Source organism: Halorubrum sp. Hd13, from assembly GCF_002252755.1.
Classification (GTDB): domain Archaea; phylum Halobacteriota; class Halobacteria; order Halobacteriales; family Haloferacaceae; genus Halorubrum.
Window position 1 is genome coordinate 54,309 of the sequence record NZ_NHOY01000122.1, and the last position, 26,807, is coordinate 81,115.

Consider the following 26,807-nt stretch of genomic DNA (forward strand, 5'->3'; position numbering starts at 1 on the left):
CGAATTAGACTCACTGTTCTAGCTCAGATAATAGGATTTCCCGTCGCTCTCTGAGACTGTCCAAATTATATCTAATTTTCTCTCGTGTATCAATATTCTCTTCTGAACTCTCAATTTCTTGTCTCATCATCGTCTTTGTGATGTCTAGATAGGAATAAAATGCATGTAGACTGTGGCGATGTTCTTGTTCAAGAATACCCATTTTTCCAGCATTTGATTCAAATATTATTGTTGGAAAAGCAGATGGATCTGGGAACTTTTTCATAGGAATCTCGTCCAAATCGCGAAATATATCCATATGACTTAGCTCTGTATGAAACATCCTCTCAAGTTGTTCTTTTTCCCGATGTTCTGTTAGAAAATACCGTCCAACCCAGAATCCACCAGTTATTAAACTACCAACAACTGCACCAGCGAGAGCTTCAACTGCTGTCACATATCCCATTCTACGATAACTACACTTAGATGTACTCCATATCCAGAATTATCACTAATTACAAAAATGGCAGAAATTAATTCGAATTTGTTTTGACCCAGAACTAATGGAACGTTTTGCTGGGGCACACTCTCTATTTATTGTTCTATTTTGTCGGTTTCTGTGTGTTTGAATAGAGCCGAATGGTTCGGTTTGTAGGCAGTTGCGTGCCAGAGACTAATACGGGCGGCCGAGATGCGTTAAGAGATGCCAATTAACGCGGGGTGGGGTGAGCTTCTCGTCGGCGCCTATCACCAGCGAGTGACTGGGTGCGAGGTGGTCAGTTACAATAACCGGTCTGACGAGCCGGGAAATCAGATGGAGGCTGATGTCGTCGCGATCGACAACGACCGCGAGAACGGAAATCAGGATGTCTACGTCTGTGAGGTCGTCACGCATCTCGATGGCGGACTCTACTCGGGGACACCAGACGAGGATGGTTGGTGGATGGAGCACTCCAATACCTCGTCATACCACCACTCACTGGAGACACTCTGGAGAAAGTTCAAAGACGATCATGCATACATCGAGGAGGCCTTCCCGAAGGCGAACAGCTACTCGTTCCAATTCTGGGCACCGGTTGTGACGGGATGGGATCGGGGTGGGGCACTTATCGACGGGCTGGGGAGACTCTCAGAGGAATTCGAGAAAGAGACCGGAGAAGAACTGGAAATTATTGTAAATGCGGAGTATGCATCCCGAATGGAGGATTTGCGTCAAAAGGCTGATGGCGACACGAGCGACTACGGTTCTCCGGCGTTTCGCTTCCTGCAGATTTTAGAGAATCTCAAACCAGCCGACGAGTAGACTATCTCGCGTTAGCCGATCTTCTCGGGAGATTCCTCACCATTCGATGTCGCCCACTCGTTTTCGTCGTAGTTCAGAGAGGCTCAAATCATACTCCGGGTGGATCCAGTAGGGATAGCCGTTGACGTTTGATTCACGGCCGCATACTTGTTCCAAGACCTCCTGAGCGAGCGCGGTGAACGAATATTCCGCGCCGTTCTCGAGCCACTCGACGTTGTCGCTCATTCCAGTCTTCCCGGTGATGCGGCCGCGCCAGAAGTCGTCGTCGGAATCAAACTCACGGTTGCTGTCGGAGGGGAGTTTGTCTGCGTTGAACACCACGATGTCACCCTCCTCGACTAATCCGGCTTCGAGGAGGACGGTGATCGCACGGCCAGCTCTGGACGACGAGCGACTCTGCTGGCGCTCCTTCTGGCGTCGCTTCGCCATGTACTCCTCCGCCTCCGGGATCGGAAGGACGCGTCTTGAGCTGACGAACATTCCGTCGTCGCGCCGGTACACCTCCAACTCGACGCAGGTGATGTCCATCCCGTACTCCCGTTCGAGCCACACGACCGGCGTCGTGATCTCCGGGCCGAAGCTCCCGGCGGCCAGCAGGATCCGAGGTCGATCGTCCAGCACGAAGTCCGCGTATCCTTCTTCGGTCGTGGTGATCTCTTCGCCGAGGAACTCGACGAATCGCTCGCCGACGTCTTCTGGCGTGAGTTGGTCATCTTCCGGGCGACGGTCGTTCCAGAAAGCCCGGTAATCCTGTTGGAGCTCCTCGGGGCTGATCGTGGAGCAGTAGCTCGCGTACTTGATCGCCTGTAGATCCGTCGTCGCGTCCGCTCTATCCCGCTTCAGTTCGATCACCACGAGCTTTCCATCGGGATCGAGAGCCAGTATGTCGGGCCGTTCGGCAGTCCGGTCGAACTTGGCATACTGCGACGCGACGATCAACAGATCTTCGTCGAGGATCGATGGCGTATCGATGATCCACTCCTCGATCTCGGATTCGGTTACGCCCAACGCGTCGAAGCTGGTCAGTTCGAGCGAGTGGACGCTCGAGCCATCAATATGATAGACCATATCTACGCGTGAGGGCCCTCCTCTGCCAACGTATCAAACTTCTCGAACACCATATCAAAGTATTCCTCCGTCATGATGCGGGGATTCGAGACACGGTGGAAGTCATCAAGGACGAATTTTACGTCGCGACGACCGAGTCCGTACGCGTGGAAAGCTGCCGCGTCGATCTCAGCCTGTAGCTCTCTCCGCTTCCGGTGCTCTGTTGCTGGTTCAACTCCTCCTAGACGTTCACGCATCTCCGCAAACGCCTCACCATAGCAGTTCAGGCGGGCTGCACGGTTTGCGATATAGTGGAACCAATCGTCACCGTGGGTGAGTCGAGGTATCTGCGACTCTTCGAATTTGTACTTAGAAGCGTGTGAGTCGACCTTCGTACGCATCAGGAAGTCGAAGACCACGCTGTTGAGTAGCCCCAGAGCGACAAACAGCTCTTTGTCGGAAAAGACCCGTTCATAGGCACTATGCATCGGATAATCGCCAAGATTCTCTTTGGTTGGGTTAGTCTCGTATGGACGAACCGTGTAAAGTGTATGAACCACGACACCACCGGGCGGAATTATTGCTGCGATGAGTGTCCGCTCATCTGTTGCACGAGCTACTTCACGGATGACGAGTCGGTATTCCGTCGAATGTAGTAGTACGTCCTCCTCCGACAGTTCTGGCCGGTCGAACTCCTCAGAAAGGAGCGTGTTGACGAACTGCTTCTGTGAGTTGCTACTAATGTGAGCGAACTCGGGATTATCTGAGAATTCAGTGTATATCGCCTTTTTCAGGCTTAAGTTGGGATCGCGAGCTCGAAAGTTCTTGAGTCGGACACGAGCTTTCGCACTCTTGTCTCCCTCATCTTCATCCACGCTCCAGAGCGAGATGGGAGCGAGATCGCGTACGTACTGCTCGTCATGGCAGAACTGGTAGATATTCTTTCCTTGGTATACCGGATAGTCACCAAGGCTCTCATTCTCAACGAAGCGATCACGGTCACGGCCTCTATCAAGTTCCTTGTAGAGTACTGCTCTCCACCGATCGTTGAGTTCGTCAGCAACAGGCGGATGCTGAAGAATCGTGTCGAGAACACTAACCTCCCGTTGTTCTTCGACATTCGGGAAGATTCGAGCGCCGGGTGAGTACTCCTTCAAAGTTCTTACAGGGATGTCAAGGGCTACCTCGTCGATGTTCCGAAGCACATCAACGGATGTCTGGTGGAAGACACCTCGAACATTATTTGTCGATCCACCCTGTTGGAAGGTGATAATACCGAAATTGTATCTGTTGTCGATAGCGTTGAATATACCGTGGTTTTCAAATCCAATGATATGTTTCACTTCGGAATTCTCCAGTGCGTGAACTCGAAGGTCTTTGCCGGCGGCCGCGTTGAAGATCGGCCCCGGTAGGATTTGTGAGACGTAGCCCCCATCACGGACAATAGAGTAGATTCGCTCAAAAAACAGCAATGAGAGATCGTTGGTTCGTGCGACCTGTTGATTCGCTACACTCGGTGACTGTAACCGATACTCGTCGCTCTCATTGATATATTGGGCACGTTGTTCGATGCTGTGCTGGAACTCCTGCCATCCCTGAGCGACTTCCTCGTTCTCGAGCAGCTCCTCCATTCGCTCATCTCGTTGCTCTGGAGTGTAGCTTCGGAAGGCAGTATCGTGCTTGATAAAAAAATCGTCACGGTACGGTTTAAGCTCCTCCCATGGAGGATTTCCGATAACGATGTCGAAACCACCGCCACGGTATACTGTTGCGAACTCTAACACCCAATGGAACGGTTGGAGGTCATCAACACCGGCAGCGTCAATACCTTCGATACCAGCTTCGTGGAATTCTTCCAGTATCTTTTGATTCAGTGACTCACTGTGAGATTTGATTCTCGATTCCGCCAGACGACGCGCATTCGTCGCTACAGAAGCACTTGTTGCATTCCGATGACGTTCCACGGCTTCGATAACGTCATCGTACATTTCTCGGACGCTTTCTCCGACGCCGTAGTTCGCCAGTGAAGCATCTCCCTGCTCTTCCCGAGCAATCTCGACGAGTTGCGTGAAGCCGATGAGTGAATTTCCGTGACGGATGTTGAAGTCGATATTTGGGAGAGGCTCAACCTCACTCGGTTCATCCTCGATGTCTGCCACCATCGAAAGCCACAATCGTAGTTTACAGATTTCGACTGCTCCATCATCGAGATCCACTCCGTAGAGGTTGTTCAGGATGATGGCACGCTTCGAGTAGAGCGAGACGTTCTCATGGCTGTCTTCTACTTCCTCGAGCACGTCGCGAGTCCGGTTCTCCAACTCCCACCCTTTACCATTAGATTCCAATTGCTGGAAGAACTCGATGCACTGCATGTAGATGTCCAGCAGGACTTCCTGAGCAGCGAGCAGGAACGCCCCACTACCCACCGCCGGATCAAGGACGTGGATTTCAGTCAGGATGTCGTGATAAAGTGTCTCGACATGGCGGGTCTCGACGTTGTCGATAGGAACCTGAGCGGTAACCGACCCACCATCCGCGAGTGCTTCCACTTGGGTGTCGGCAGCCGCTTCTGCGAACCCGAACACATCATCAATCTCGGCGTAATCAGCATCGACAGCCTCATTGAGTTCATCGAGGAGATAGGGGTGAATCGTTTGTCGAGCCATGAAGCCCGTGATTTCCTCAGGCGTGTAGTACGCACCCATCTCTTTCTGGTTGACCGTCTGCTCGAAAATGTGACCGAGAATTGCCGGGGAGAGGTTCTTCGGGTCAACCACATCAAGGCGCTCGTCAACGTTCCAATTCCAGTCAGAGAGGAAGTCAAGAATATCGCCGAACAACTCGTTGGTCTGCTCGGCTGATTCGCCAAGTTTCACATCATCAAACTCATCCTCAACCGGATTCTCCGAGAAGAGCCCACCGTTGAGGTACGGGAGGCTCCCGAAGTCGGGATCTTGCTTCCCCTCGGCAAGCATATCAAAGAACAGCGGGTGGTAGAAATCGTCGTAGACGTCACCGCCGTCACCAGCTACTCCCCTATGCTTCTCGTGGAGATAGTCGACGTTGCGGTCGAGCAGTCGCTTCTCTTGGATGAAATAGAGGAAGATCATCCGGTCGAGTACGATCTGTACGTACCGCTGCTTGGCGTCACCTCTGTCGTCCGGGATCCCCGATACTTCTTGTACGAGGTCGGTGCGGAGTTGCTCGAACTGTTGGTAGAATTCCTTGACGACCTGCTTCGTGTCGTAGAGCGTGTCTTGGATCGCGTCGGCAGAGCCGTACTCGATACTGTTGAGCTTCTGTAGTACGGTGTTCTTTTCGCCGCTCTCGCTCGTCATCTGCTCCTTCGTGAACGAGAGCTTCTGGTGTTTGATGCGACCGTGCTGTTGGCCCTCCCAGCTGCGAACGCGGGTCAGGAATGTGAACTCCTCGTAGTCGTTCGTGGCCACGAGATTTGTCCGGCGGTTGCGGTTGTCCGGCTTGAAATCGCTCGCTGATTCACCCGGGCCGGCCTCAACGAGTACGATGAACTCGGTGTCAGTGAGTTGGAGGACGAGTTCGTTGGCGTCACCGAGATTTGGACGTGGTTTGAGCCCGCGCTTCTCAAAGGAGGAAGCGACAGCGTCCAGAGAGTTCCAGCCCGCGATGTCGTCCGCGGTGATCTGCTGGAGAGTCATGAACCAAGGCACCCGCGCACCAAACATAAACCCGACGACGAGTCGTCGGCGAACGTAGACTATCCGGTCAATTACTTCGTGGGCTCGAACTTGACAGCACCACCCACGCTACTCGACGGCTGGAAGTTTGATTTCGACCTCTCGGTCGAGAGTCTCATCGTAGTCCGGTTCGACGTCACAGGGTAGTGTCGGGAGGTCATCTTCTGTCGAGGCGGCAGAGACTGCTGCCACGAACGCATCGATGATGTCATCTTCGTCACCGATCATCGGCGCATACGATGGCTCACGGAACGTGGAACGGGCGTCATCGTAGAACCTGCGTACGTTGACCTCCGATGCGTGATCCAACAACTTCAGACGCTCCTCGGTACCCCTCTCGGTCTTTTTTGAGTGAGCGAGATACTCGTCGTCGTTGAGCGCGACAAAGCAAGCTTCTGGATGGGTTTCGAGGACTCTGTCGCTCCCTGCGGTGTCTTTGACGAACGCGTCCGTCTCTCGAATTCGGGGGACGAGGCTCCAAGCCTGATTTTGAATGCTGAAGTCGGTGTCTGCCTCCCGGTGACGTTCCTTTCCCGCTTCGATGTTCCTTGCGTAAACTGCCTTTCGAACCGGGGTGTAGAAGAGGCTGCTCTGTTGCCGCGGGCCGATATACGATTTCGCGGCCACGTCACAGGTTCGCTTTTTCTCATTACACAGTCCGATCGGAATGTCCACGAGCATCCTGCGGATGTCGTCTCCTCTCTCTCGCCACAGGTTCCAGAGCGTCGGATAGTAGTCTCCCCCACAGTCTCCATCGTCCGTCAGGAACACAGCGAACCAGCCCTTCCCGGCCCAGTCCACACCGGCGTACATACTTCGGCATCCAAGGGACGTGACTTACAGATTTGGGAGGTAAGAGCGCGAAAAATCGAACTACAAAGCTCACTGCGCGGCCACTCACTTATTTATCGACACGAAACGGAGCTACAATCATCGAGAATGACGACGGGTGTCACGGAGTTCATCAAGATCGACGAGGTCAGACAGGAGATCGACTCCACGTACCCGAACCCCGGAACCGATGCGGAGGGGGAGTTGCAGGTCGAAAACAACGGCTACAGTCACCGACTCGTTGGGAACGCATTCGAGTTTCTCTGTAAGCTCCTGTTATACCGGCGCTGTAGCGAAGTTATCATCCCGTGGCGCCGCACCTTTGGCGATTCCCAGCGACGCTTTGAGGCCGGCGAGACACCACCTGTCGGCGTAGAGCGATTCGACGGTTGGAAGTGGGAGGATGACATTGAAAGCGTCTCTAACCGGGATGAATGGGAGGAGATGATGGACGAGCAGCCGGTGTGGGAGCAGAGAACCCCGGGCAAGTGGACGGAAGACGAGGATCTGACGAAGCTCGCCGAGCAGTACGTCGCGACCGGCATGAACACCGAGGGGGTAGTGAAAGCGGCACTCGTCAACGCCGGCTGGAAGCCCAGCGACGGCGTCCACTCATGGATCGACCGCGAAGCCTTCGAAGCGGACATCCTTGAGGAGATGGAGGCGCTGTTCGGCCTGTTGCGCGAGAGCGAGTGGCCGGACGGTGAGACGGTCTTCGAGCGACCCTCTTTTGGAGGTCATCAGCACATCCTTCCCGGGGAAGGAGACTTCATCGTGGACGACCTGCTTGTCGACATCAAGACGACCGAGAACAGGTCGTTCACGAACGCCTTCTGGCGTCAGCTACTGATGTACTACGTCTTGAGTAACGTACAACGTATTCTGTACGAGGTGGACGGTCGGACATACGGCAAGGAACCCTTCGAGGGGAAGTATCCCGAGGTCAACCGAGTCGGAATCTACTACGCCCGATATGGAGAGCTCCAGACGGTCGACATGGGGACGGTGATCGACGACCGAGAGCGGTACGAGGAGTTCCGTGCATGGATCGTCGACCGGGCGATCGAGGAGAATAGCCACGCCCAACACGACTACTCAGCAATCAGAGGTGCTCTCACTGAGCCGTACGACTACAAGAAACAGCGAACGCTCTTCGACGACTACTAGCTGGCGGACAGCTACACCTCAGAGAAACCGCGAATCGTTGGCTGATGTTCTCCCCCACGTGTTGGAGTTCGGCGTCGTACCGTCCCGTCAGGTCGCCGTACCACTCGGCCATCCGACCCGCCAGCTCTGCCTTGCTGCTCCCGCGGTAGGACTGTAAGAGCCACCCGTGGACGGCCTCGTTGATGACCGTGCGCACCTCGCCCTCGATGAAGGCGGTCATCACGTCCCGCACTGCCTCGTCGGCGACTGTGTCTCGTTACCCGCTACGTCTATCTTGAGTGTGGCGTGGAGTTACTGATGGAGAAGCGTTAGTGGGTGATGCGTGGCCAATCGAAGGTTGCGATCAGGGGGGCGTGATCGCTACACTCGTGGCCATCGGTGTCGTAGCGGCACGCCGTCGGGGTCAGTTCCTCCGACGCGATGATGTGGTCAAAGCGGCGCGTCCGGTGACTCGTGTCCACGACTGGTACGTCGCCGTAGCCGTGCTGGTCGCGAAACACGTCGACCATCCCCTCCGACTTGAGACCACTCAATAGGTTGGTCTCGGCGGCCCTCCACCGATCAGGATCTGCGTCCGGATCGTCGGGCTGCCACGGAACGATTGTACCGTCCGCCCGTTCCGCCTTGGGGGCGTTGAAATCGCCGGCGAGCAAGCACGGCATCCGTGCCGTCTTCCGGATTCGTTCGTAGACGGTCTCGAGAATCTTCACCTTCTCTTCCCCCCACCCGTTTCGGGGCACGGCGCGCACGTTCCACAGCTCAAGTGGAGACTGTGGTGTCTCCACGGTCGTGACGAGGATCTTCTCGGAGAAGTTTGTCGACCAGTCTTTCAGGTCGGCCCCATCGTACGTGCCCGCTCTGATGCTCGGCTGGTGGCGTTCGAGACCCTCGCTCTCGAAGCTCTCGTGGACTGCGGTGAGGTTGCCGTTCACGTGATTGATGTCGTGGTGAGGTGGCACGTCACTCTCGCCGAGTTCCGTCGCCCAGTCGAGAGTGTCCTCGATCTGAGTGTAGCCGATGGATCGGAGTTCATCGTGCCAGAGTTCCCGTCGCGCTGTCGTGACCTCGTTCAGAAGGAGAATATCGGGCTGTTCGGCCGTCTTATGCAGGAACCCAACTTGGTCGCGGATTCTGTCGGGGCTCCCCTGCGGTGGGGTTGCTCCCTGTACGTTCCATGTGAGTACGCGCATCGTCGAATAGGAGAAGAGTGTCTCCCTCCACTCATAATACATGGCAGGAGATTCAGACACCATTCCCTCACGAGCGGACGATCTGGCCACTCCACCAGAGGTGTGGAGGTCACACTGGATCTACGAGTCCCGTCGCTGGTTCTTTGACGCGAAACGGGTGAATGAATACATATACTTGAGAAGGTTGAACATCTTGACGATAACAAACATTCCCGTCATATGAGTCAGAAACCATCACTTGGCCATCTCAAGGCACGATTCATCCCAATCCCCTCCAACCAGATGGTTGTCCGGAAGTACAAGCCGCTGAAGGAACAATACATTAGAGACTTTTTTGAGGAAGGGATCAGATGTACTCACGTTCCCGAGTTTAATGACGACAATGAAGGAATGATTGAATCGCCGGCAGAAAATCCGGCACTTCGTGGGGCTGCAGCGGCGATTTCTGGACGACAACGACGACGTGAAGGAAAAGATGGGGAGGTTGATTTTTCAGAGGAGGATTTCAGAGAACGCTGGTCGAAGTTCCACGAAACTGCCCGAAAAAAGTATTTTGCAAGCTGCTGGAGGCTTGGAACCCGAGAATTTGTGGATATGTGGCAGAACTACTCGAAAGCTGAAGAGCTTAGGAAAGGGTTCGCCATCGAAACGACTGTCGGTCAATTCATAAATTCCCTCCCAGTGAAATCCGAGAATTCAGAAAAAGAAAATTCAGCAAACGAGGGGTTCCAGATGACTGATCCCACTGAAATGTATGTCGGAGCGGAAGACCACGACATCCACGTCGGTGCTGTCCAGTATCAGAAGCGGGACGCTCCTGATGCTGTTCAACCGACCGGGTATCAAGAATCTGTGAATTTTTTCAAAGGATCCTCATATGATTATGAAGTTGAGTTCCGTCTGCTCATCAACCCATTCGATAGTGCTAATCTGCTCCGGCTGGGGAAAAATGGAGTTCCGGCTGGGAAATTTCCTGATGTTAATGAAACTCATCCTTACTTCCCTATCAACACCAGAGAGATGGTAAACCGGATTGTGTTGGCTCCTGCAGCTGGAGAAAAAGAACGCGTCCAAGTTGAGAGTGTACTTGATGATATTGGAATCAGTTATGGCTCTGAACCAGATGACGACTTACAGATTGTCAGTTCTAACCTGTGTACTGATCCGCGAAGCTCGAAACAGCCATACGCAGCAGAATTCAGAGGAACAGCCAACTATGACGGCACGGAATCTCATTTAGAGGAGTTCATGCAGGACTTCTTAGACCGGACGGAAGTTGAAGAATGGGCAATCGTCGATTTTACTGAACTTGATTCTTTAGATGGGGGATTGATTGTCGAAGGCTACCGGCACGCTACAGATCGTCCGGACATCCAAGTTTCTGATTACGGCCATGATGGACTACAGTCTGTATTTGCGAATCGTAGGTTCTGGAATGAAGACCGTCGTGAAGAATTAATGAAAGAAGACGAGGTGGAAGATACCTGAACCGATTTCGTTAATCGCAGTAGAGGGTCTCATCAAGCAAAAAAGGCTAAGAGAGAGGGCATAGTGTCGCCGATGCTATCCGATGTCCCTTTCCGCCTTGACAGCGTTTCTGCTTGTATGAACTCGAATTCGCCGGCGTTTCCCCTGCGGAACATGTCAAACAATTCGGTGAGGTAGTCATGTCAGGTAAAGATGAATACTACAACCGGTCGAAACAGCAGGGGTACCGGAGCCGGGCCTCCTACAAGCTGAAACAGCTCGATGAGAAGTCGGACCTCTTCGAGCGCGGCGACACCGTCGTCGACCTCGGGGCCGCCCCGGGCGGGTGGCTCCAGGTCGCCGCCGAGGAGGTCGGCGAGTCGGGGACCGTCGTCGGCGTCGACCTCCAGCGCATCGACGACCTCGAGGAGCACGACGTGGAGACGATCCGCGGCGACATGACGGAGGAACGCACCCGTCACTACCTCCGCGAGGCGGTCGGGGAGGGCGGCGCGGACGTGGTGCTCTCGGACATGGCGCCGAACATGACCGGCGAGTACTCCCTCGACCACGCCCGGTCCATCCACCTCGCGCGGCAGGCGTTCGACGTGGCCGAGGAGCTGCTCGCGCCCGGCGGCGACTTCGTGGTAAAGGCTTTCCAGGGAGAAGACCTCGACGCCTTCCGCGAGGACGTCCGCGCGGAGTTCGAGTACCTCCGGACCGTCTCACCGCCCGCCTCCCGGGACTCCTCCTCGGAGGTGTACCTCGTCGCCAAGGGGCTCAACACCGCTCCCGTCGAGGCGGGCGACCGGCTGGAGGTGACGATCGAGGAGCTCGGCGACGAGGGCGACGGGATCGCGTACGTCGAGGGGTACTCCGTCTTCGTCCCCGGCGCCGGGGTCGGCGAGACGCTGACTGTCGTCATCGACGAGGCGAAGCCCCGGTTCGGCTTCGCCGAGCGCGTCGACGACGGCGAGTAGCGGCCCGCTTTTCGGCCGGTCGGCGACGAGTAGCGGCCCGCTTTTCGGCCGGTCGGCGACGTATCGCTCAGGAGGCGTCCGGGCGCCGGGCCCACTCGCGGAGGGTGAACCCCTCGTAGTCGGTCTCGTCCGCCACGCGCCACTCCGTCTCGTCCCACGCGGGGAACCGAGTGTCGCCCTCGTAGGCGCCGTCGATGTGGCTGAGGGCCATCCGATCGACGTGCGGCTGGAACAGCTCGTAGATGGCCCCGCCGCCGAGGACGTAGACGGGGGCGTTCGGGTCGGCGTACGGAACGTCGTCGGCCGGGCCCGTTCCGGCGGGCGACGTCTCGCCGGCGACGGCGGCGTCCGTTCCGCCGGCGACGCCGTCCGCCGCTCCGAGGCCGGCCCGCTCGCCGACGAGCTCGCGGGCGAGCGAGATCGCCTCGTCGACGCCGTCGGCGACCACCGCGGTCGGCACGTCCACCGCGTCGACGCTGCGGCTCACGACTATCTGTCGGCGTCCGGGGAGGTCACCGCGCATGGAATCGAAGGTCCGTCGACCTAAAATGACCGGCGAGCCGGCGACGCGTTCGCGATACTGGCGGATGTCCTCGGGGAGATCCGGCCACGGGACGCCGCCGTCGTTCCCGATCACCCGGTTCTCCGCGAGCGCGGCGACGCTGACGAGTTGCACGGGATCGGTAGGGGCGGCGGCGGTAAAAAGCGGTCGGGGCGTCCCCGGCTACTCCGCGAGGCCGAGCAGGTCGAACGGGTAGCCGTTGTCGACCGCGTCGGCCTGCTCGTAGACGACGCGGGCGGCCGCCACGTCTTGGATCGCGAGGCCGGTGGAGTCGAAGACGGTGACGCCCGCGACGCCCTCGGCGCCCGTCCCGGGGGCGCTCCCGCCGGCGTCGATCCCCGCCCGACCGGGGCGGGTCCCGACGACGATCTCTCCGATCTCGCCGTAGATGTCCTCGTCCGTGAGCGTCCCCGTCGCGTAGGGGACGTTGATCTCGCCGGAGTGGGTGCACTGCTCGTGGTCGTCGATGACGACCGTGGCGTCCAGCAGGAGCTCGTCAGCCAGTTCGTGTTTCCCCGCGGCGTCGGCGCCCATCGCGTTGATATGGGTGTGATCGCCGACGTCGTCGGCGCCGACGACTGGGTCCTCGACGGGCGTCACCGTCGAGAGCACGTCGCAGTGACCGGCCTCACTGATCGAACCCGCCCGCACGTCGAACCGGTCGTCGAAGGCGTCGACGAAGCGAGCGACGCGCTCCTCGTCGAGATCGCTCACGACGACCTCTCGGATGTCTCGGACCTCGGCGATGGCCTCCAGTTGGGTGTACGACTGGACGCCGGCGCCGACAATCCCGAGCGAGGTCGCGTCGGGGACCGCGAGGTGGTCGGTGGCGACGGCGGCGGCCGCGCCCGTTCGCTTCATCGTGAGCGTCGTGCCGTCGAGGATCGCCAGCGGGAACGCCGTCTCGGGGTCGGAGTAGATCATCGTCCCCATCACTGTCGGGAGGTCGTGGTCGGCGGGGTTGTCGGTGTGGACGTTCACCCACTTGATTCCGGCCGCGTCCCAGCCGGTCTCCTCGTCGGTGTCCTCGGTCCTGACGTCGAGGTAGGCCGGCATCGACCGGAAGTCGCCGTTGTACTCCGGGAGGTCGATGTACGACTTCGCGGGCATCTTCGCGTTCCCGCGCTCGTAGGCGGTGAACGCGCCGCGCACCGCGTCGATGACGCGGTCCATGCGAGCGTTCTCGTCGACGTCGTCGGCGTTCAAAAGCAGCGTCTGCATGTCGCAAGCTTTGCCAGAGGAGTACTTGAACCCTGTTGAATCGACGGCGGGGACGGGGACCCCGGAGTCGGACCCACAGGCGGCGATGCGTCGGGTGTCCACCGGAAACGCTGCGTCAGTGGTTCCGTTGGAACCCGTAATCGAGAAAGTATTCGCACATTCTACTGATATTATATATTAAGCTGACACAGGATTTTAATACCTCGGTGCGCCTTCGAAAGACGATGACTGACGAAGTCGAGACCGGGTTCGAGAATCCGGTAACTGAGGTATGCTCTCCCCAGCAGATGCTGGAGTCAGATCACGTCTACGAGGTGTTAACTCATGCTCGGCGTCGATACGTCTGTTATTCGCTTCTCGGAGACGCGGAGCGGTCGCTGACCGATCTGGCGACGAAGATCGCCGGGTGGGAGAACGACGTCCCCGAACGCGCGGTCACCGAGCGACAACGAGAGCGGGTGTACATCGCCCTCTATCACGCGCACGTCCCCAAGTTGGTCGAGGAAAACGTCGTCGCGTTCGACGAGGCGAGCGAGACGATTTCGCCCGCCGAGAACGCCGACCGAGTTCTGGCGGCACTCGAAGGGACGGGGAGCGCTCTCGACGGTGATCGACGGGCGCACGGTCGCGGTTCCAGGGATGACGGGGACCGGTGACCCCGCGGCAACCGGTGATGGCGATTCGCTTCCCGACGGAGGCGCTCGCTGGCGTCAAGTCGTCGAGCGACGCCACGAACCCGAGCGAGACGACGGACTCACGACGGCGATCGTCTCCGCGATCGCGGACGCGGGGAACGTCTCTCCGAGCAGCCTGAAATCCCCGCCGTTGTACGAGGTGGTCGACGCGGCCGAAATCGAACAGGCGTTCCTCGGTTTGAACGCCGGTGAGAGCGCTCGAAGAGGGACGGGAAGCGTCGAGTTCCGCTACACCGAGTACCTCGTCGAAGTCGGGAGCGACTGGTGGATACGGGTCTACGAGCGGATCGAGGCGGGGGACCCGGATCCGAATACGTCGCCCGCGGAGGAGGTCGACGACGCCGGCGGACTGTGATCGAACGGTCCGCCCGTCAGACGGGTCCGGAATCGCAGACGACTGCGGGGAGACGGGCTCCGGAATCGCAGACGACTGCGGACGCGAACGGCGCGGAGGGCCGGGAACACGATTATACGGTCTCACCGTCCATATCGACCCATGAGTCTCTCGCTCGACGCCGACCAACTCGATCGGTACTCCAGGCACGTCATCATGGACGAGGTCGGCCCGGAGGGCCAGAAGCGCCTCCTCGACGGGCGCGCCCTCGTGGTCGGGGCGGGCGGGCTCGGCGCGCCCGTCGTCCAGTACCTCGCGGCCGCGGGCGTCGGGACGCTCGGGATCGTCGACGACGACGTCGTCGAGCGCTCGAACCTCCAGCGACAGGTGATCCACGGCGACGCCGACGTGGGCGAGCCGAAGGTCGACTCCGCGGCGCGGTACGTCGACCGACTCAATCCCGATATCGACGTGGAGACGCACGAGACGCGCCTCGACGAGGGGAACGTCCACGACCTCTTGGCCGGGTACGACCTCGTCGTCGACTGCGCGGACAACTTCCGGACGCGGTACGTCGTCAACGACGCGGCCCGCATCGAGGGGCTCCCCGTCGTCCACGGAGCGATCTATAAGTTCGAGGGGCAGGCGACGACCCTCGTCCCCGACGGCCCCTGCTACCGGTGCCTGTTCCCCGAGGCGCCCGAGCCCGGAACGGTTCCCGACTGCGCGGCGACGGGCGTGCTCGGCGTGCTTCCCGGCACGGTCGGCTGCATCCAAGCGACCGAGGCGATCAAGCTCCTCCTCGACGCCGGGGAGACGCTCGACGGTCGGCTCCTGTTTTACGACGCGATGGACCTGACCTTCGAGACCGTCCCGTATCGTCGCAATCCGGACTGTCCGGTGTGCGGCGACGACGGTATCGAAACGATCGACGGGATCGACTACTCGGGCGGCTGTCGCGTGGACGCGGACTAGCGGTCGCGTCGCTCCCGCCGCGATCCGTGGACGCGGCCGGCCGAAGCGGGGTCGATCCGACCGCCGCTCACAGCGAGCGCTCGGTCATCGTCGGGCCGCCCGCGGCGCCCGAGCCGTCGGCGGCGAACCCCGACCGGACGCACCACCGGCAGTAGCGGAAGTCGGGGCGGTTCTCGGCCCCGCAGTGCCGGCAGACGACGGTCTTCCCGTCGACGTCGAGCGGCGGCGGGTCGCCGTTCGGGTCGGCTCCGGTCGCCGCCGAGCCGGCGTCGGCGCCCGCGGCGAACTCCGGACCGGCGGCCAGGGCGCCGTCCGCGTCGCCCTCGGCGTCCGCGTCCGACGGCGACGAGTCGCCGGTCGAGCCGAGCGCCCCGGGCGGCTCCCAGTCCCGTCTCGCGAGGAACCACGCGAGCGCGACGTTGGCGGCGAGCACCGCGACGAACACCGCGGCGACCGGAAGGAGGTTACCTCCCGTCATGTGTCGTGTGTTAGCAGGCGAGGAATATATGACCAGCGGTGAGCGCGGGGTGATCCGTCCCGGTCCGCCCGAGGGGCCGTCCGCTCTCGTCGGGATCCGCTCCGGTCCCGAGCGGCGGTCCGCTCCGGTCCCCGGTACTCTTACCGCGGCCCGCCGAACGGGAGGGCGTATGAAGGAGATCGTCCACACAGACGCGGCGCCCGAGGCGGTCGGAGCCTACAGCCAAGCGACGACGACCGGCGAGCTCGTGTTTCCGGCCGGGCAGATACCGCTGACGCCCGGCGCCGACCTGCTCGACGACGCGCCGATCGCCGAGCAGACGGAGCGGGCCCTCGACAACCTCGTCGCCGTGCTCGACGAGGCGGGCGCGACGCCGACGGACGTGCTGAAGACGACCGTCTTCCTCGACGACATCGACGACTTCGACGAGATGAACGAGGCGTACGCGGGCTACTTCGACGAATCGCCGCCGGCGCGGTCGGCGGTGCAGGCTGGCGCGCTCCCGAAGGGCGTCGGCGTCGAGATCGAGGCCGTCGCCGCCGTCGAGTAGATGGGCGGCGAGGACGGCGAGGACGGCGAGGACGGCGAGGACGGCGAGACCGGAGGGAGAGCAGACGCGGCGGAGCCCCCCGCACGGCCGACGAGGCGCGCCAGAGCGAAATCGGCCGCGCTGTGGGGTATCGTCGGCGGATTCGCCGTTCTCGTGCTCTCGCAGGGGTTTCTGATCGTCGCGGGCGACCTCCCCGTCGGATACGGCGGGATAGTCGGGTTGGCCGCGGCGGTCGCCGTCGCGTCGGGCGGAATCGCTTACGCGGCCGAGCACCGACTGCGGGCGAAGCGCGTGAAGAGAAGGACTTAACAGTCACAGCGGATTACCTCAGACTGAGCCAGGATGGCCGAGTGGTAAGGCGCACGCCTGGAAAGCGTGTTCCCTTCCGGGATCGGGGGTTCAAATCCCTCTCCTGGCGTTCCTTGACGACGCAAACCGACGAGCGACGCGTGCCGTCTCCGCTTCGTCGCTCAACGTCCTCGTCCCTCCGTCGCTCAACGTCCTCTGACGTCGCTAGACCGGTCGTACGTCGCTGAACCGTCTCGTATCTCGACAAAAGACTCATATGTGTGGGTATAGTTGACACGGGTGACGATGCCAGACACGAAATCGGGTCGCGAGCGGAAAGGGAGGAACAAGCGCCGACAGCTGGAGAGCCGCCTCAACCGACGCGAGCTGGACGCCGCCGAGGAACCGCCGGAACCGTCCCTCGACGAGGTCGACTCGGAGTACCTCGACGAGGACGAGTTCGATCGGTGAGCGCTCGCGACCGAACGCCGCCCCCCGCTTTTCATCCGTGACTGAACTCCGCGAGCGACGCGTCTACGCCGCTTCCTTCGGAGGTTGACGCGCCCGCGCCGCTTCCTGCAGAGGTCGACCCGACGCCGAGAGCCGCTTGTCGTCGGTCGCGTACCTCGGTATCGCGGCGAGCGACGAGCGACGACACATATAAACGAGCCGGGTTCAGCGGTCGTGCTCCGGTGAAGATCCGTGCTAACTATCCTCATAAATGTCGAGAGAGCGAACCGGAGTCATGCGGTTTCCGAGGTTCGCGGACCGTCGGTCCGGGCTCCGCTCGATCGCTCCTCAACGACGGGTTTATATAGAATCACAATCAATCAAACGCTGTATGAGCCAGCGAATGCAGCAGGGTCAGCCGATGATCATCATGGGCGACGACGCCCAGCGCGTCAAGGACAAGGACGCACAGGAGTACAACATCTCCGCGGCGCGCGGCGTCGCCGAGTCCGTACGCTCGACGCTCGGACCGAAAGGGATGGACAAGATGCTCGTCGACTCGATGGGCGACGTCACCATCACGAACGACGGCGTCACCATCCTGCAGACGATGGACATCGACAACCCGACCGCCGAGATGATCGTCGAGGTCGCCGAGACGCAGGAGGACGAGGCCGGCGACGGCACGACGAGCGCGGTCGCGATCGCGGGCGAGCTGCTTAAGAACGCCGAGGACCTCCTCGAGCAGGACATCCACCCGACGGCGGTCATCAAGGGCTTCAACCTCGCGAGCGAGTACGCCCGCGAGCAGGTCGACGAGGTCGCCACAGAGGTCGACCCCGACGACACCGAGACGCTCAAGAACGTCGCCGAGACGTCGATGACGGGCAAGGGCGCGGAGCTCGACAAGGAGACCCTCGCCGACCTCGTCGTCCGCGCGATCCAGGGCGTCACCGTCGAGGCCGACGACGGCTCCCACGTCGTCGACCTGGCGAACCTCAACATCGAGACCCGCACCGGCCGCGCGGCCGGCGAGTCCGAGCTCCTCTCGGGCGCGGTGATCGACAAGGACCCCGTCCACGACGACATGCCGACCGACTTCGAGTCGGCCGACGTCCTCCTCCTCAACGACCCGATCGAGGTCGAGGAGGCCGACGTCGACACCTCCGTCAACGTCGACTCTCCCGACCAGCTCCAGAAGTTCCTCGACCAGGAGGAGAAGCAGCTGCGCGAGAAGGTCGACCAGATCGTCGACAGCGGGGCCGACGTCGTCTTCTGTCAGAAGGGGATCGACGACCTCGCACAGCACTACCTCGCGAAGGAGGGCATTCTCGCGATCCGCCGCACGAAGAAGTCCGACCTGGGCTTCCTCAAGAACGTGCTCGGCGCGCCGATCGTCACCGACCTCGACTCGCTCTCCGCGGAGGACCTCGCGGTCGGCTCGATCGAGCGCGACGAGGAGGAGGGGCTGTTCTACGTCGAGGGCGAGGACGCCCACGGCGTCACCCTCCTGCTGTACGGCACGACCGAACACGTCGTCGACGAGATCGAGCGCGGCATCGAGGACGCGATCGACGTGGTCGCGACGACCGTCTCCGACGGCCGCACGCTCCCCGGCGGCGGCGCCATCGAGGTCGAGCTCGCCCGTCGGCTCCGCGACTACGCCGACTCCGTCTCCGGCCGCGAGCAGCTCGCGGTCGAGGCGTTCGCCGACTCGTTGGAGCTCATCCCCCGCGTGCTCGCCGAGAACGCCGGACTCGACGCCATCGACCTCCTCGTCGACCTGCGCGCGGCCCACGAGGCCGGCGACGCGCACGCCGGGCTGAACGTCTTCTCCGGCGAGGTCGAGGACACCGCCGAGGCCGGCGTCGTGGAGACGGCCCAGGCGAAGGAGCAGGCGATCGCCTCCGCCGCGGAGGCCGCGAACCTCGTGCTGAAAATCGACGACATCATCTCCGCGGGCGACCTGTCGACCGGCGGCGACGACGACGAGGGCGGCGCCCCGGCCGGCGGCATGGGCGGCATGGGCGGCATGGGCGGTGCGATGTAAGCGAGGTTCCGTAGGAAGACACCACCAGCGACCCGCTCCGACCGCGTACCGCCGTTCGAACACGCACGCTCGCGTTTCCCCGTTTTCGTTTTTTCACGAACCAGTCACGGAGAGCCGCGGCGCTCGTCGGTCGAGCGTTGCGAGCAGAGAACTGCGCAAGCCGCGGCGGCGTTGTCACTAAGCGGCTGATAAACGGGGAAAATCCGGCGGGACCGCGGTCGGCTTACTTGCCCTGACGGTCGTTGCCGGTGACGCTCGGACGGGTCTTCTCCGTGCCCTTGCCGCGCGTGCGCTGGCCGCGGCCCTTCGTGCCGGCAGAGGTGAGCCCGCGGAAGGCGCGCCCGCGGTGGTCGTCCGAGGTGATCCACCCGAGGTCGTCGTCGTTCTCGATCGCGGGGTGGGCGGGGTCCACGAGGATCACTTCGTGCCACTTCTGCGAGCCGTCCTCGCCGACCCAGTAGGAGTTGAGCACGCGGAGGTTGCGGTACTTCCGCGAGGCGCGCTCCTCGGCGATCCGGTGGATCGACTTGCGGCGCGAGAGTCGGTTGACGCCCTGTCGCTTCGAGCGGCGACCGGCCTTGTGACGCTGCTTGCGCGAGCCGCCCTTGCGGACGCTCACGCGAGCGACGATCACGCCCTGCTTGGCCTTGTAGCCGAGCTCACGGGCCTTGTCGAGGCGCGTGGGGCGCTCGATGCGCTCGATGGCGCCCTCGTCGCGCCACTGCTGTTTTCGCTGCCACTGCAGCTCTGCCAGTTTCCCCTCCTTGGGGGACCGCCACGCCTCCTTGATGTGCGAGTAGAAGCTTCGTGCCATATGTTGTCCGCGGACGGTTGCGATTCAGCCGCGAAGCGGCCACATTTCGTCTCGTCCCGGGGAGCGTCGACGGCGTTGACGAGCTCCGCTCGTCAGCCCATCAGACGCGGTCTGATGACGTCGACGAGGCCCCGGCGGCGAGTGCCCGCTGTGTCCGCACCAGCGAGTTGCTCGTACTTCCCGCGGTTCGCCCTTAACCGCTTCGCTACGGCGTTCGCGTGGGTTGGCGTGGCACGCGAGAACGCGGCCGCGTCGTCATAACCCTGAGCGATCGATGGGGCGCTCACCGACGCGGAGCGATCGATGGGGCGCTCACCGACGCGGAGCGGGTCACGCGTCGACGAACAGCCCGTCGACGACCGTCTCGATCAGCGCGTCCTCGACGCGCTCGTAGGCGGCGTCGCTGTCGGCGCCGATCGGCGCGTTCCGCGAGCGCGCGGTGAACACGAGCGAGACGAACAGCTCGTCGATCAGCTGCGGGTCGTCGTATCGGAACGCGTCGAGATCGGCCAATCGGCCGGCGAACGGCAGCCCCGAGTCGTACGCCGCCGACTCGATCCCCCCATCCTCGCCCTCGGCGTCGGCGATCCGGTCCTGTAGCTCGCGGAGCTCCCCGTCGACGATGAGCGAGGAGATGAGGGGGTTCGACCGCACCTCCGCGAGCGTGGTCTTCAGGAGGACCCGCACCTCCTCGCGGGGCGTGTCCACCGCCGCGACCGCCTCCGCGATCGACGCCTCCAACTCCTCGCGCTCCGCGACGAGCACCTCGACGTACAGCGCCTCCTTGGAGTCGTAGAAGCGGTAGAACGTGCTCGTACCGATGTCGACCGCCTCGGTCACGTCCTTGATCCGCGTGCGCTCGAATCCGAAGCGCTCGAACAGCTCTCGGCCCGCCGCCACGAGTTCCGCTCGAATGCGCTCGCGCTCCTCGTCGGAGAACCCGCTCATCGCTCGTCCTCGTGGCCGTGGACGCCGACCGATCTATGTGCGCTCATATCCGTCGATACGAATCCAAAAACAAAGACGTTATTGATTCGTAGGTTCACGATCAGACGTGAAACGCGCGGCTGCGACGCCCGGCCCGGTTCGACGCGATCGGCCGAAGCGGACTCGTGACCCCGGCTCGACGCCGGATCCGGGCCGCCCGGCCCCCGACGCGGGGCCGCGGGACGCCGCCGCGACGTTCGATTCAGCATGAGACGCAACACAGTTCTCGTCGTGATCGTGGTACTGGCGCTTGTAACGAGCGGGACGGCCGGGTTCGCCGTGGGGGCGACGCCGACCGGGGAGGCGAGCGCGGCGAGCCTCGACGCGGACGCGGCGGTCGCGACGCCGAGCGCCGGCGCCGCGACCGGCGGGACGACGCCCTTCCAGACGGGAGGCGGGCTCGTCCGAGGCTCGCCCGAGCTGAGCGTGACGACCCCGAGCGCGACCCTCACTCCAGGGCGGACGAACGAGCTCACCCTGCAGATATCGAACGACGGCGACATGGACGTCGGTACCGCCCAGACGCGCGGAATCGTCACCACCGCGCGAAACGTCCGCGTGACCGCCGACGCCGGCGGCACTCCCCTCGACGTCGAGACCGGCACCCTCGCGATCGGCTCGGTCACCGAGAACCGGCCGGGCGAGGCGACCGTCGCGGTGAACGTCCCCGAGGACGTCGAGCAGGGGAGTTACGAGCTCGACGTCGAGCTGGAGTACTCGTACACCTACCAGCAGTCCGGCGGCGTCACCATCGACCGCGAGGAGACCGTCGACGCCGAGGTCGACGTCCGCATCTCAGACGACGCCCGCTTCGAGGTCGTGAACGTCACGACCGACGCCCGGATCGGGGGCGAGGGAACCCTCGAAGCCGAGATCGAGAACGTCGGCGCCGACGTCGCCCGCGACGCGACCGTCGCCTTCGAGTCCGCGAGCGGCGGCCTCGCGTTCGGCGAACGCGCCAGCGACGCCGCCCGGATCGACGAGCTGGCGCCCGGCGAGACGACGACCGTGCGGTACGATATCGGGTTCGCACCGGGCGCGCCCGTCCGCGAGTACGCGCTGAGCGGGACCGTCACGTTCGAAACGAGCCAGGGCCTCCAGCGCGTCGACGAGAGCGTCTCCGCCGGCGTGGTCCCCAGGCCCGAACAGCGCTTCTCGGTCACCGGCGTCGAGTCCGACCTGCACGTCGGCGAGGAGGGCGAGATCACCGGCACCGTGACGAACGAGGGGCCGGACGAGGCACGCAACGTGGTGATTCAGTTCGCCGAGCAGTCCCAGAACGTGATCCCCATCGAGCGCAGCGTCGCGGTCGGCACGCTGGCGCCGGGCGAGTCCGGCGAGTTCCGGCTCCCGGTCGAGATCGGCGAGGAGGCGAAGGCGATCGACCGGACGGCCGACATCGCGGTCCGGTACCGCAACGCCGAGTTCGAGACCCGCGCGTACCAGGACGTCGAGCTGCTCTACGAGGTGCAGCCGGAGCGGGACCAGTTCCTCGTGGAAGTCGACGACCGCGAGATCGAGGCGGGCGGACAGCGCGCCCTCGAGGTGACGCTGACGAACAACCTCGACGAGCCGGTCCGGGACGTCGAGGCGCGGCTGTTCGCCGACTCCCCCCTCGACAGCGGCAACGACGAGGGGTTCGTCTCCGAGCTCGCGCCCGGCGAGTCGACGACCCTCACCTTCGACCTGTCGGCGGCGGGCTCGGGCACGGCGAAGACGTACCCGATATCGTTCGACTTCCGCTACGACGACGCGGACGGTAACAGCCAACTGTCGGACACGACCCGGGTGCCGATAACCGTCGTGGAGGGCGAGGGCGGGTTCCCCGTGGGGCTCGGTCTCGTCGCCCTCGTCGCGGTGGTCGTGATCGGAGCCGGCGCGTACGTGCTCCAGAGGGAATAGATGGGTCGAGCGGGCCAGTGGGTCGAGGCGAACGTCGAGCGGCTCAACGAGCTGATCGTCACGCGACCGCGGGCCGTCATCGCGCTGTTCCTCGTGGCGACGGCCGTCTTCGCCGGCGGGATGACCGCCGTCGAGACGCAGACCGACGCCACTGAGGGGTTCTCCGAGGACCTCCCGGAGCAGGAGGCGCTGGACGCGATCGAGACCGAGTTCGAGGACCCGTTCGCGACCGACGAGGAGACCACGCAGCTGATCCACGACGGGACGAACGTCCTCGACCGCGAGGAGCTGCTCACGATGCTCCGGCTGTTAGAGCGGCTCGACGAGCGGGAGGACCTGCGCGTGGCGTCCGCGAACGGCCCCGCGACGGTCGTCGCGCAGACGCTCGACCCGACGGCGCGGACGCCGGCGGCCCAGCGGCGCGCGGTCGAGTCGGCGACCGACGCGGAGGTCCGGCGGGCGATCCGGCGGGCGAGCGAGAGCGAGCGGTTTTCGGCCGTCGTCTCGGACGACTTCAACCCGAACTCGGCGTCGGCGTCGACGACGGTGACGGTGATCTCCCACGACGTCCCGAGCGGCTTCGACGACCTGCAGGGGCTTCAGACGGACGTCCGCGCGCTCGCCGACGACAGCCCGGCCGACGTCCGCGTGTTCGGCTCCGGGATCATCAACGCCGAGACGGGGCAGATCATCGGCGACTCGCTGCTCATCGTCATGCCCATCGTCGTGGTCCTGCTGTTGGGCTTCCTCGTCGTCGCCTACCGGGACCCGATCGATCTCGCGCTCGGGCTGTTCGCGCTGTTGATGACGCTGATCTGGACCTTCGGATTCCTGGGCTTCTCCGGGATACCGTTCGACCAACAGCAGATCGCGGTGCCGGTGTTGCTGCTGGCGGTCGGCGTCGACTTCGGGATCCACTTCGTCAACCGCTACCGCGAGGAGACGGTGCAGGGGTACGACGCCGTCCCCGCGATGCGGATCGCGGCGAACCAGCTGGCGATCGCCTTCGTCATCGTCACCGTCACCGCGGTGTTCGGGTTCGGCGCGAACGTCGTCTCCGACCTCGACCCGATCCGGAACCTCGGGGTCGTCTCGGCGGTCGGGATCGTGTTCACCTTCCTGATCTTCGGGCTGTTCCTCCCGGCGGCGAAGCTGGAGATCGACCGGCTCCGCGAGCGCTACGGCGTCCCGGAGTTCGGGTCGACGCCGATCGCCTCGGAGGAGTCGGCGCTCGGCCGGTTGCTGTCCGTCTCCGTGACGGTCGGCGAGCGCGCGCCCGCGGTGTTCATCGCGGTCCTCCTCGTCGCCTCCGCGGGGCTCGGCGCGTACGGCGCGGGCATCGACACGACGTTCGAACAGGAGGACTTCCTCCCGCCGGAGGAGGAAGCGGGGTACGTGGAGTACATCCCGGAGCCGTTCGCCCCCGGCGATTACACCGTGACGGAGACGCTGAACCTGCTCGAGGACAACTTCGCGGCGAGCCAGGACGCGTCGATAACGATATTTGTAGAGGGGTCGTTACGCGAGGACCACGCGTTAGAGGCCCTCGCAGAGCCCAACGACGATCCCCCGGGGACGCTCGCCGTCGGGCCGAACGGCGGGGCCGAGACGACGAGCATCCTGACGGTGATACGGTCGCACGCGCGGTCCGACGAGGAGTTCGCGGCGTTGGTCGCGCGCAACGACAGGGACGGAAACGGGATACCCGACCGGAATCTCGAACGCATCTACGAGGAGCTGTTCGACTCGCCCGCCGGGGACCGGGCGTCGCGGTATCTCACCGACGACCGCCGGGGGGCACAGATCGAGTACACCGTCGAGAGCGGCGCGACGCAGAGTGAGATCGCCGCCGACGCGAGCGAACAGGCGGACCGGTTCCGCTACACCGCGACCGCGACCGGCCAGATCGTCGTCTTCGACGCGATCACGGGGATCATCTTCGAGTCGGCGATTCAGGGCCTCGTCCTCGCCGTGGTGTTGACCGGCGTGTTCCTCGTGATCACCTACGGGGTCTTAGAGGGGATGCCCCTGCTCGGGATCGTGAACGTGTTCCCGATCGTGATCGCCGTCGCCTCGTTGGTGGGAACGATGCGGCTGCTCGGGCTGCCGCTCAACGCCCTGACCGCGACGATCCTCTCTATCGCGATCGGGATCGGGATCGCCTACTCCGTCCACATCACCGCCCGGTTCATCGACGAGTTCAAGCAGAACGACGACGTCGCGGCCTCGCTCCGCACGACGCTGACCGGGACCGGCGGCGCGCTCACGGGTAGCATGCTCACGACGGCGCTCGGTACGGGCGCTCTCGCGCTCGCCATCACGCCCGTGCTCGGCGACTTCGGGCTGTTGATCGCGTTGAGCGTCGTCTACTCGTTCGTGCTCTCGGTGGTCGCGCTGCCGCCGGCGCTGTTCCTGTGGGACGACTATCAGAACGGCGGCTCGGTCGTCGGCCGCGCCCGCGACGCCTAAGGGTCGACCCCGAGAGCGGTTCGCCGTCGCGCCGCCCGCGCCGTTCGTGCGCCGGGAGCGCCCACCTGCAAGAAGGTCAAGCCCGCGGAGGCCGTACAAGTTCCCCGGCGCGGTCGAACGCGGGGCGAGAGCGCAACCTCTCGTTGCGGCCGGCTGAAAGCCGCCGGCGACTCCTGCGACTTCGGGTAGGGGGTCGTACCCGACCGCGTCGCGTTCCCCCGACGCTCCGAGCGGTTACCCCGGCGTCGGCTCGCCGCGGGTCGACCCGCGGAGGCACACGCCGCGCTCGCGCGGCCCGCGATCAGACCGATCGACGGCGACGACCGCGAATCGACCGAACCGCGACGCCGCCCGGACGATATTCCCGAGAGAGTCCTCGAATAAGAACGCTCTTACTAATCCGGAGTGGACGGAACGATATGCCCAAGATAAGCGTCGAGATCCCGGGCGAACTGCTCGAGGACCTCGACGAGCACGTCGGCGACGACGGGAAGTTCGTGAACCGCAGCGACGCCGTCAGAGCGTCGATCCGGAAGACGCTCGATCTGCTCGACGAGATCGACGCGCGCCACGACCGACTCGAAGCCGCGAGCGACGAGGCGAGCGATGAGTAGCCGGACGCGGGGCGCCACCGGGACCGGCGGCCCCTTCGCGGTCGACCCCTTCGACCGCGCCGCGCTGGCCGCGGTCGGCCTGATCACCCTGTTCGTCGTCGCGCTCGCGACCGCGCAGCTCACGGCCGCGAAGGTGATCGCGCTCCCGCTCCCGGTCGCGCTCCCGGTCGTCGGCCCCGAGATCACCCTTCCGGGCGCCGCGCTCGCGTACGCGCTGACGTTCCTCGCGTCCGACTGCTACGCCGAGCTGTACGGCCGCCGCGCGACGCAGGTGGTCGTCAACGTCGCGTTCCTCGCGAACTTCCTCGTGCTCGCCTTGGTCTGGTCGACGCTCGCCGCCCCGGGCGTGAACCCCGAGGTCTCGGCCGCGTTCGAGACCGCGCTCGCCCCGGCGACCGGGGTCGTCGCCGGTAGCCTGCTCGCGTACGTGGTGAGCCAGAACTGGGACGTGTTCGTCTTCCACGCGATCCGCGACCGCACCGGTCCCGACATGCTGTGGCTGCGCAACGTCGCCTCGACCGCGACGAGTCAGGCGCTCGACACCGCCATCTTCGTGAGCGTCGCGTTCTACGCGGCGCCGATCCTGCTCGGCACCGGCGAGCCGTTCGACCCGTCGCTCCTCCTCGCGCTCGGACTCGGCCAGTACCTCCTCAAACTCGCGATCGCCGTCCTCGACACCCCGATCGTCTACCTCGTCGTGGGCGCCGTTCGGGAGTAACCCCCCTCCGGTTACTCGCC

25 protein-coding genes and 1 tRNA gene are annotated in these 26,807 nt (G+C 62.8%); 16 read left to right on the plus strand and 10 right to left on the minus strand.

The features are described 5' to 3' along the window. Window positions 1-10: 10 nt before the first annotated feature. Window positions 11-436, minus strand: a complete 426-nt coding sequence (locus DJ81_RS18980; RefSeq protein WP_141212618.1) for a hypothetical protein — start codon at window positions 434-436, stop codon at window positions 11-13. Window positions 437-682: 246 nt separating this feature from the next. Between DJ81_RS18980 and DJ81_RS17485 the strand changes: the two genes are divergently transcribed. Then, window positions 683-1,282 (plus strand): hypothetical protein, encoded by a 600-nt coding sequence (locus DJ81_RS17485; protein ID WP_094590848.1) that lies wholly within the window; start codon window positions 683-685, stop codon window positions 1,280-1,282. A gap of 36 nt (window positions 1,283-1,318) precedes the next feature. Here the strand turns inward: DJ81_RS17485 and DJ81_RS17490 are convergent, their stop codons facing one another. The 3 genes from DJ81_RS17490 to DJ81_RS17500 all read right to left on the minus strand — a co-directional run bounded on the left by DJ81_RS17490 (window position 1,319) and on the right by DJ81_RS17500 (window position 6,858). Then, the gene (locus DJ81_RS17490; protein WP_094590850.1) at window positions 1,319-2,350 is read right to left on the minus strand and encodes an endonuclease NucS domain-containing protein; all 1,032 of its coding nucleotides are present in this window, start codon (window positions 2,348-2,350) and stop codon (window positions 1,319-1,321) included. Window positions 2,351-2,352: 2 nt separating this feature from the next. Continuing rightward, window positions 2,353-6,006: an Eco57I restriction-modification methylase domain-containing protein gene (locus tag DJ81_RS17495; protein ID WP_094590852.1), complete on the minus strand. Its 3,654-nt coding sequence runs from the start codon at window positions 6,004-6,006 to the stop codon at window positions 2,353-2,355. A 108-nt stretch (window positions 6,007-6,114) separates the two neighbouring features. Next, window positions 6,115-6,858: a DUF429 domain-containing protein gene (locus DJ81_RS17500; protein WP_094590854.1), complete on the minus strand. Its 744-nt coding sequence runs from the start codon at window positions 6,856-6,858 to the stop codon at window positions 6,115-6,117. 126 nt (window positions 6,859-6,984) lie between these two features. Between DJ81_RS17500 and DJ81_RS17505 the strand changes: the two genes are divergently transcribed. Then, window positions 6,985-8,043: a hypothetical protein gene (locus tag DJ81_RS17505; RefSeq protein ID WP_094590856.1), complete on the plus strand. Its 1,059-nt coding sequence runs from the start codon at window positions 6,985-6,987 to the stop codon at window positions 8,041-8,043. Between the two features lie 308 nt (window positions 8,044-8,351). Here the strand turns inward: DJ81_RS17505 and DJ81_RS17510 are convergent, their stop codons facing one another. Beyond that, window positions 8,352-9,296, minus strand: coding sequence for an endonuclease/exonuclease/phosphatase family protein (locus tag DJ81_RS17510; protein WP_249269156.1), 945 nt, complete (start codon window positions 9,294-9,296; stop codon window positions 8,352-8,354). Between the two features lie 156 nt (window positions 9,297-9,452). On the opposite strand from DJ81_RS17510, the gene DJ81_RS18985 reads away from it, so the two are divergent. Both DJ81_RS18985 and DJ81_RS17515 read left to right on the plus strand, forming a co-directional pair. Further along, window positions 9,453-10,721: a hypothetical protein gene (locus DJ81_RS18985; protein ID WP_141212619.1), complete on the plus strand. Its 1,269-nt coding sequence runs from the start codon at window positions 9,453-9,455 to the stop codon at window positions 10,719-10,721. A 179-nt stretch (window positions 10,722-10,900) separates the two neighbouring features. Next, window positions 10,901-11,680, plus strand: a complete 780-nt coding sequence (locus DJ81_RS17515; RefSeq protein WP_094528155.1) for a 23S rRNA (uridine(2552)-2'-O)-methyltransferase — start codon at window positions 10,901-10,903, stop codon at window positions 11,678-11,680. A gap of 67 nt (window positions 11,681-11,747) precedes the next feature. Here the strand turns inward: DJ81_RS17515 and DJ81_RS17520 are convergent, their stop codons facing one another. Together DJ81_RS17520 and DJ81_RS17525 are read right to left on the minus strand one after the other, a co-directional pair. Continuing rightward, window positions 11,748-12,356 (minus strand): dihydrofolate reductase, encoded by a 609-nt coding sequence (locus tag DJ81_RS17520; RefSeq protein WP_094525014.1) that lies wholly within the window; start codon window positions 12,354-12,356, stop codon window positions 11,748-11,750. 48 nt (window positions 12,357-12,404) lie between these two features. Further along, window positions 12,405-13,463, minus strand: coding sequence for an ornithine cyclodeaminase family protein (locus DJ81_RS17525; protein ID WP_094525015.1), 1,059 nt, complete (start codon window positions 13,461-13,463; stop codon window positions 12,405-12,407). Window positions 13,464-13,687: 224 nt separating this feature from the next. On the opposite strand from DJ81_RS17525, the gene DJ81_RS17530 reads away from it, so the two are divergent. The 3 genes from DJ81_RS17530 (at window position 13,688) to DJ81_RS17540 (ending at window position 15,467) form a co-directional block, all read left to right on the plus strand. Beyond that, window positions 13,688-14,119, plus strand: coding sequence for a hypothetical protein (locus DJ81_RS17530; RefSeq protein ID WP_094525016.1), 432 nt, complete (start codon window positions 13,688-13,690; stop codon window positions 14,117-14,119). Then, entirely contained in the window at window positions 14,070-14,513 is a 444-nt protein-coding gene (locus tag DJ81_RS17535) for a HalOD1 output domain-containing protein (protein WP_141212620.1), read from the plus strand. Before DJ81_RS17530 ends, DJ81_RS17535 begins: the two co-directional genes overlap by 50 nt. Window positions 14,514-14,654: 141 nt before the next feature. Further along, window positions 14,655-15,467: a molybdopterin-synthase adenylyltransferase MoeB gene (locus DJ81_RS17540; protein WP_094590860.1), complete on the plus strand. Its 813-nt coding sequence runs from the start codon at window positions 14,655-14,657 to the stop codon at window positions 15,465-15,467. Window positions 15,468-15,534: 67 nt separating this feature from the next. On the opposite strand, the gene DJ81_RS17545 is transcribed toward DJ81_RS17540, so the two are convergent. Further along, window positions 15,535-15,945, minus strand: a complete 411-nt coding sequence (locus DJ81_RS17545) for a hypothetical protein (RefSeq protein ID WP_094525019.1) — start codon at window positions 15,943-15,945, stop codon at window positions 15,535-15,537. A 169-nt stretch (window positions 15,946-16,114) separates the two neighbouring features. On the opposite strand from DJ81_RS17545, the gene DJ81_RS17550 reads away from it, so the two are divergent. The 5 genes from DJ81_RS17550 (at window position 16,115) to thsB (ending at window position 19,283) form a co-directional block, all read left to right on the plus strand. Continuing rightward, complete coding sequence (locus DJ81_RS17550; protein WP_094590862.1) at window positions 16,115-16,495, plus strand: Rid family detoxifying hydrolase; 381 nt, start codon at window positions 16,115-16,117, stop codon at window positions 16,493-16,495. Further along, window positions 16,496-16,804, plus strand: a complete 309-nt coding sequence (locus DJ81_RS17555) for a hypothetical protein (protein WP_094590864.1) — start codon at window positions 16,496-16,498, stop codon at window positions 16,802-16,804. Between the two features lie 27 nt (window positions 16,805-16,831). Beyond that, window positions 16,832-16,913 (plus strand) — tRNA-Ser (locus tag DJ81_RS17560). A gap of 176 nt (window positions 16,914-17,089) precedes the next feature. After that, window positions 17,090-17,254, plus strand: a complete 165-nt coding sequence (locus DJ81_RS19395; protein WP_170938361.1) for a hypothetical protein — start codon at window positions 17,090-17,092, stop codon at window positions 17,252-17,254. Window positions 17,255-17,636: 382 nt separating this feature from the next. After that, window positions 17,637-19,283: a thermosome subunit beta gene (gene thsB, locus DJ81_RS17565; RefSeq protein WP_094528175.1), complete on the plus strand. Its 1,647-nt coding sequence runs from the start codon at window positions 17,637-17,639 to the stop codon at window positions 19,281-19,283. 223 nt (window positions 19,284-19,506) lie between these two features. Here the strand turns inward: thsB and DJ81_RS17570 are convergent, their stop codons facing one another. After that, a complete protein-coding gene (locus DJ81_RS17570; RefSeq protein WP_094525022.1) occupies window positions 19,507-20,097 on the minus strand; it encodes a 50S ribosomal protein L15e in 591 nt (196 codons plus the stop codon). 330 nt (window positions 20,098-20,427) lie between these two features. Next, window positions 20,428-21,045: a TetR/AcrR family transcriptional regulator gene (locus tag DJ81_RS17575; protein ID WP_094525023.1), complete on the minus strand. Its 618-nt coding sequence runs from the start codon at window positions 21,043-21,045 to the stop codon at window positions 20,428-20,430. A 246-nt stretch (window positions 21,046-21,291) separates the two neighbouring features. Between DJ81_RS17575 and DJ81_RS17580 the strand changes: the two genes are divergently transcribed. The 4 genes from DJ81_RS17580 to DJ81_RS17595 all read left to right on the plus strand — a co-directional run bounded on the left by DJ81_RS17580 (window position 21,292) and on the right by DJ81_RS17595 (window position 26,787). Further along, the gene (locus tag DJ81_RS17580; protein ID WP_094590866.1) at window positions 21,292-22,986 is read left to right on the plus strand and encodes a COG1361 S-layer family protein; all 1,695 of its coding nucleotides are present in this window, start codon (window positions 21,292-21,294) and stop codon (window positions 22,984-22,986) included. Further along, window positions 22,987-25,455, plus strand: a complete 2,469-nt coding sequence (locus DJ81_RS17585; protein ID WP_094590867.1) for an RND family transporter — start codon at window positions 22,987-22,989, stop codon at window positions 25,453-25,455. It abuts the gene before it with no gap. Window positions 25,456-25,874: 419 nt separating this feature from the next. Next, a complete protein-coding gene (locus DJ81_RS17590) occupies window positions 25,875-26,069 on the plus strand; it encodes a CopG family transcriptional regulator (protein ID WP_094590869.1) in 195 nt (64 codons plus the stop codon). Next, complete coding sequence (locus DJ81_RS17595) at window positions 26,062-26,787, plus strand: queuosine precursor transporter (RefSeq protein ID WP_094528167.1); 726 nt, start codon at window positions 26,062-26,064, stop codon at window positions 26,785-26,787. The genes DJ81_RS17590 and DJ81_RS17595 overlap by 8 nt, the downstream gene beginning before the upstream one ends. Window positions 26,788-26,807 lie beyond the last annotated feature (20 nt).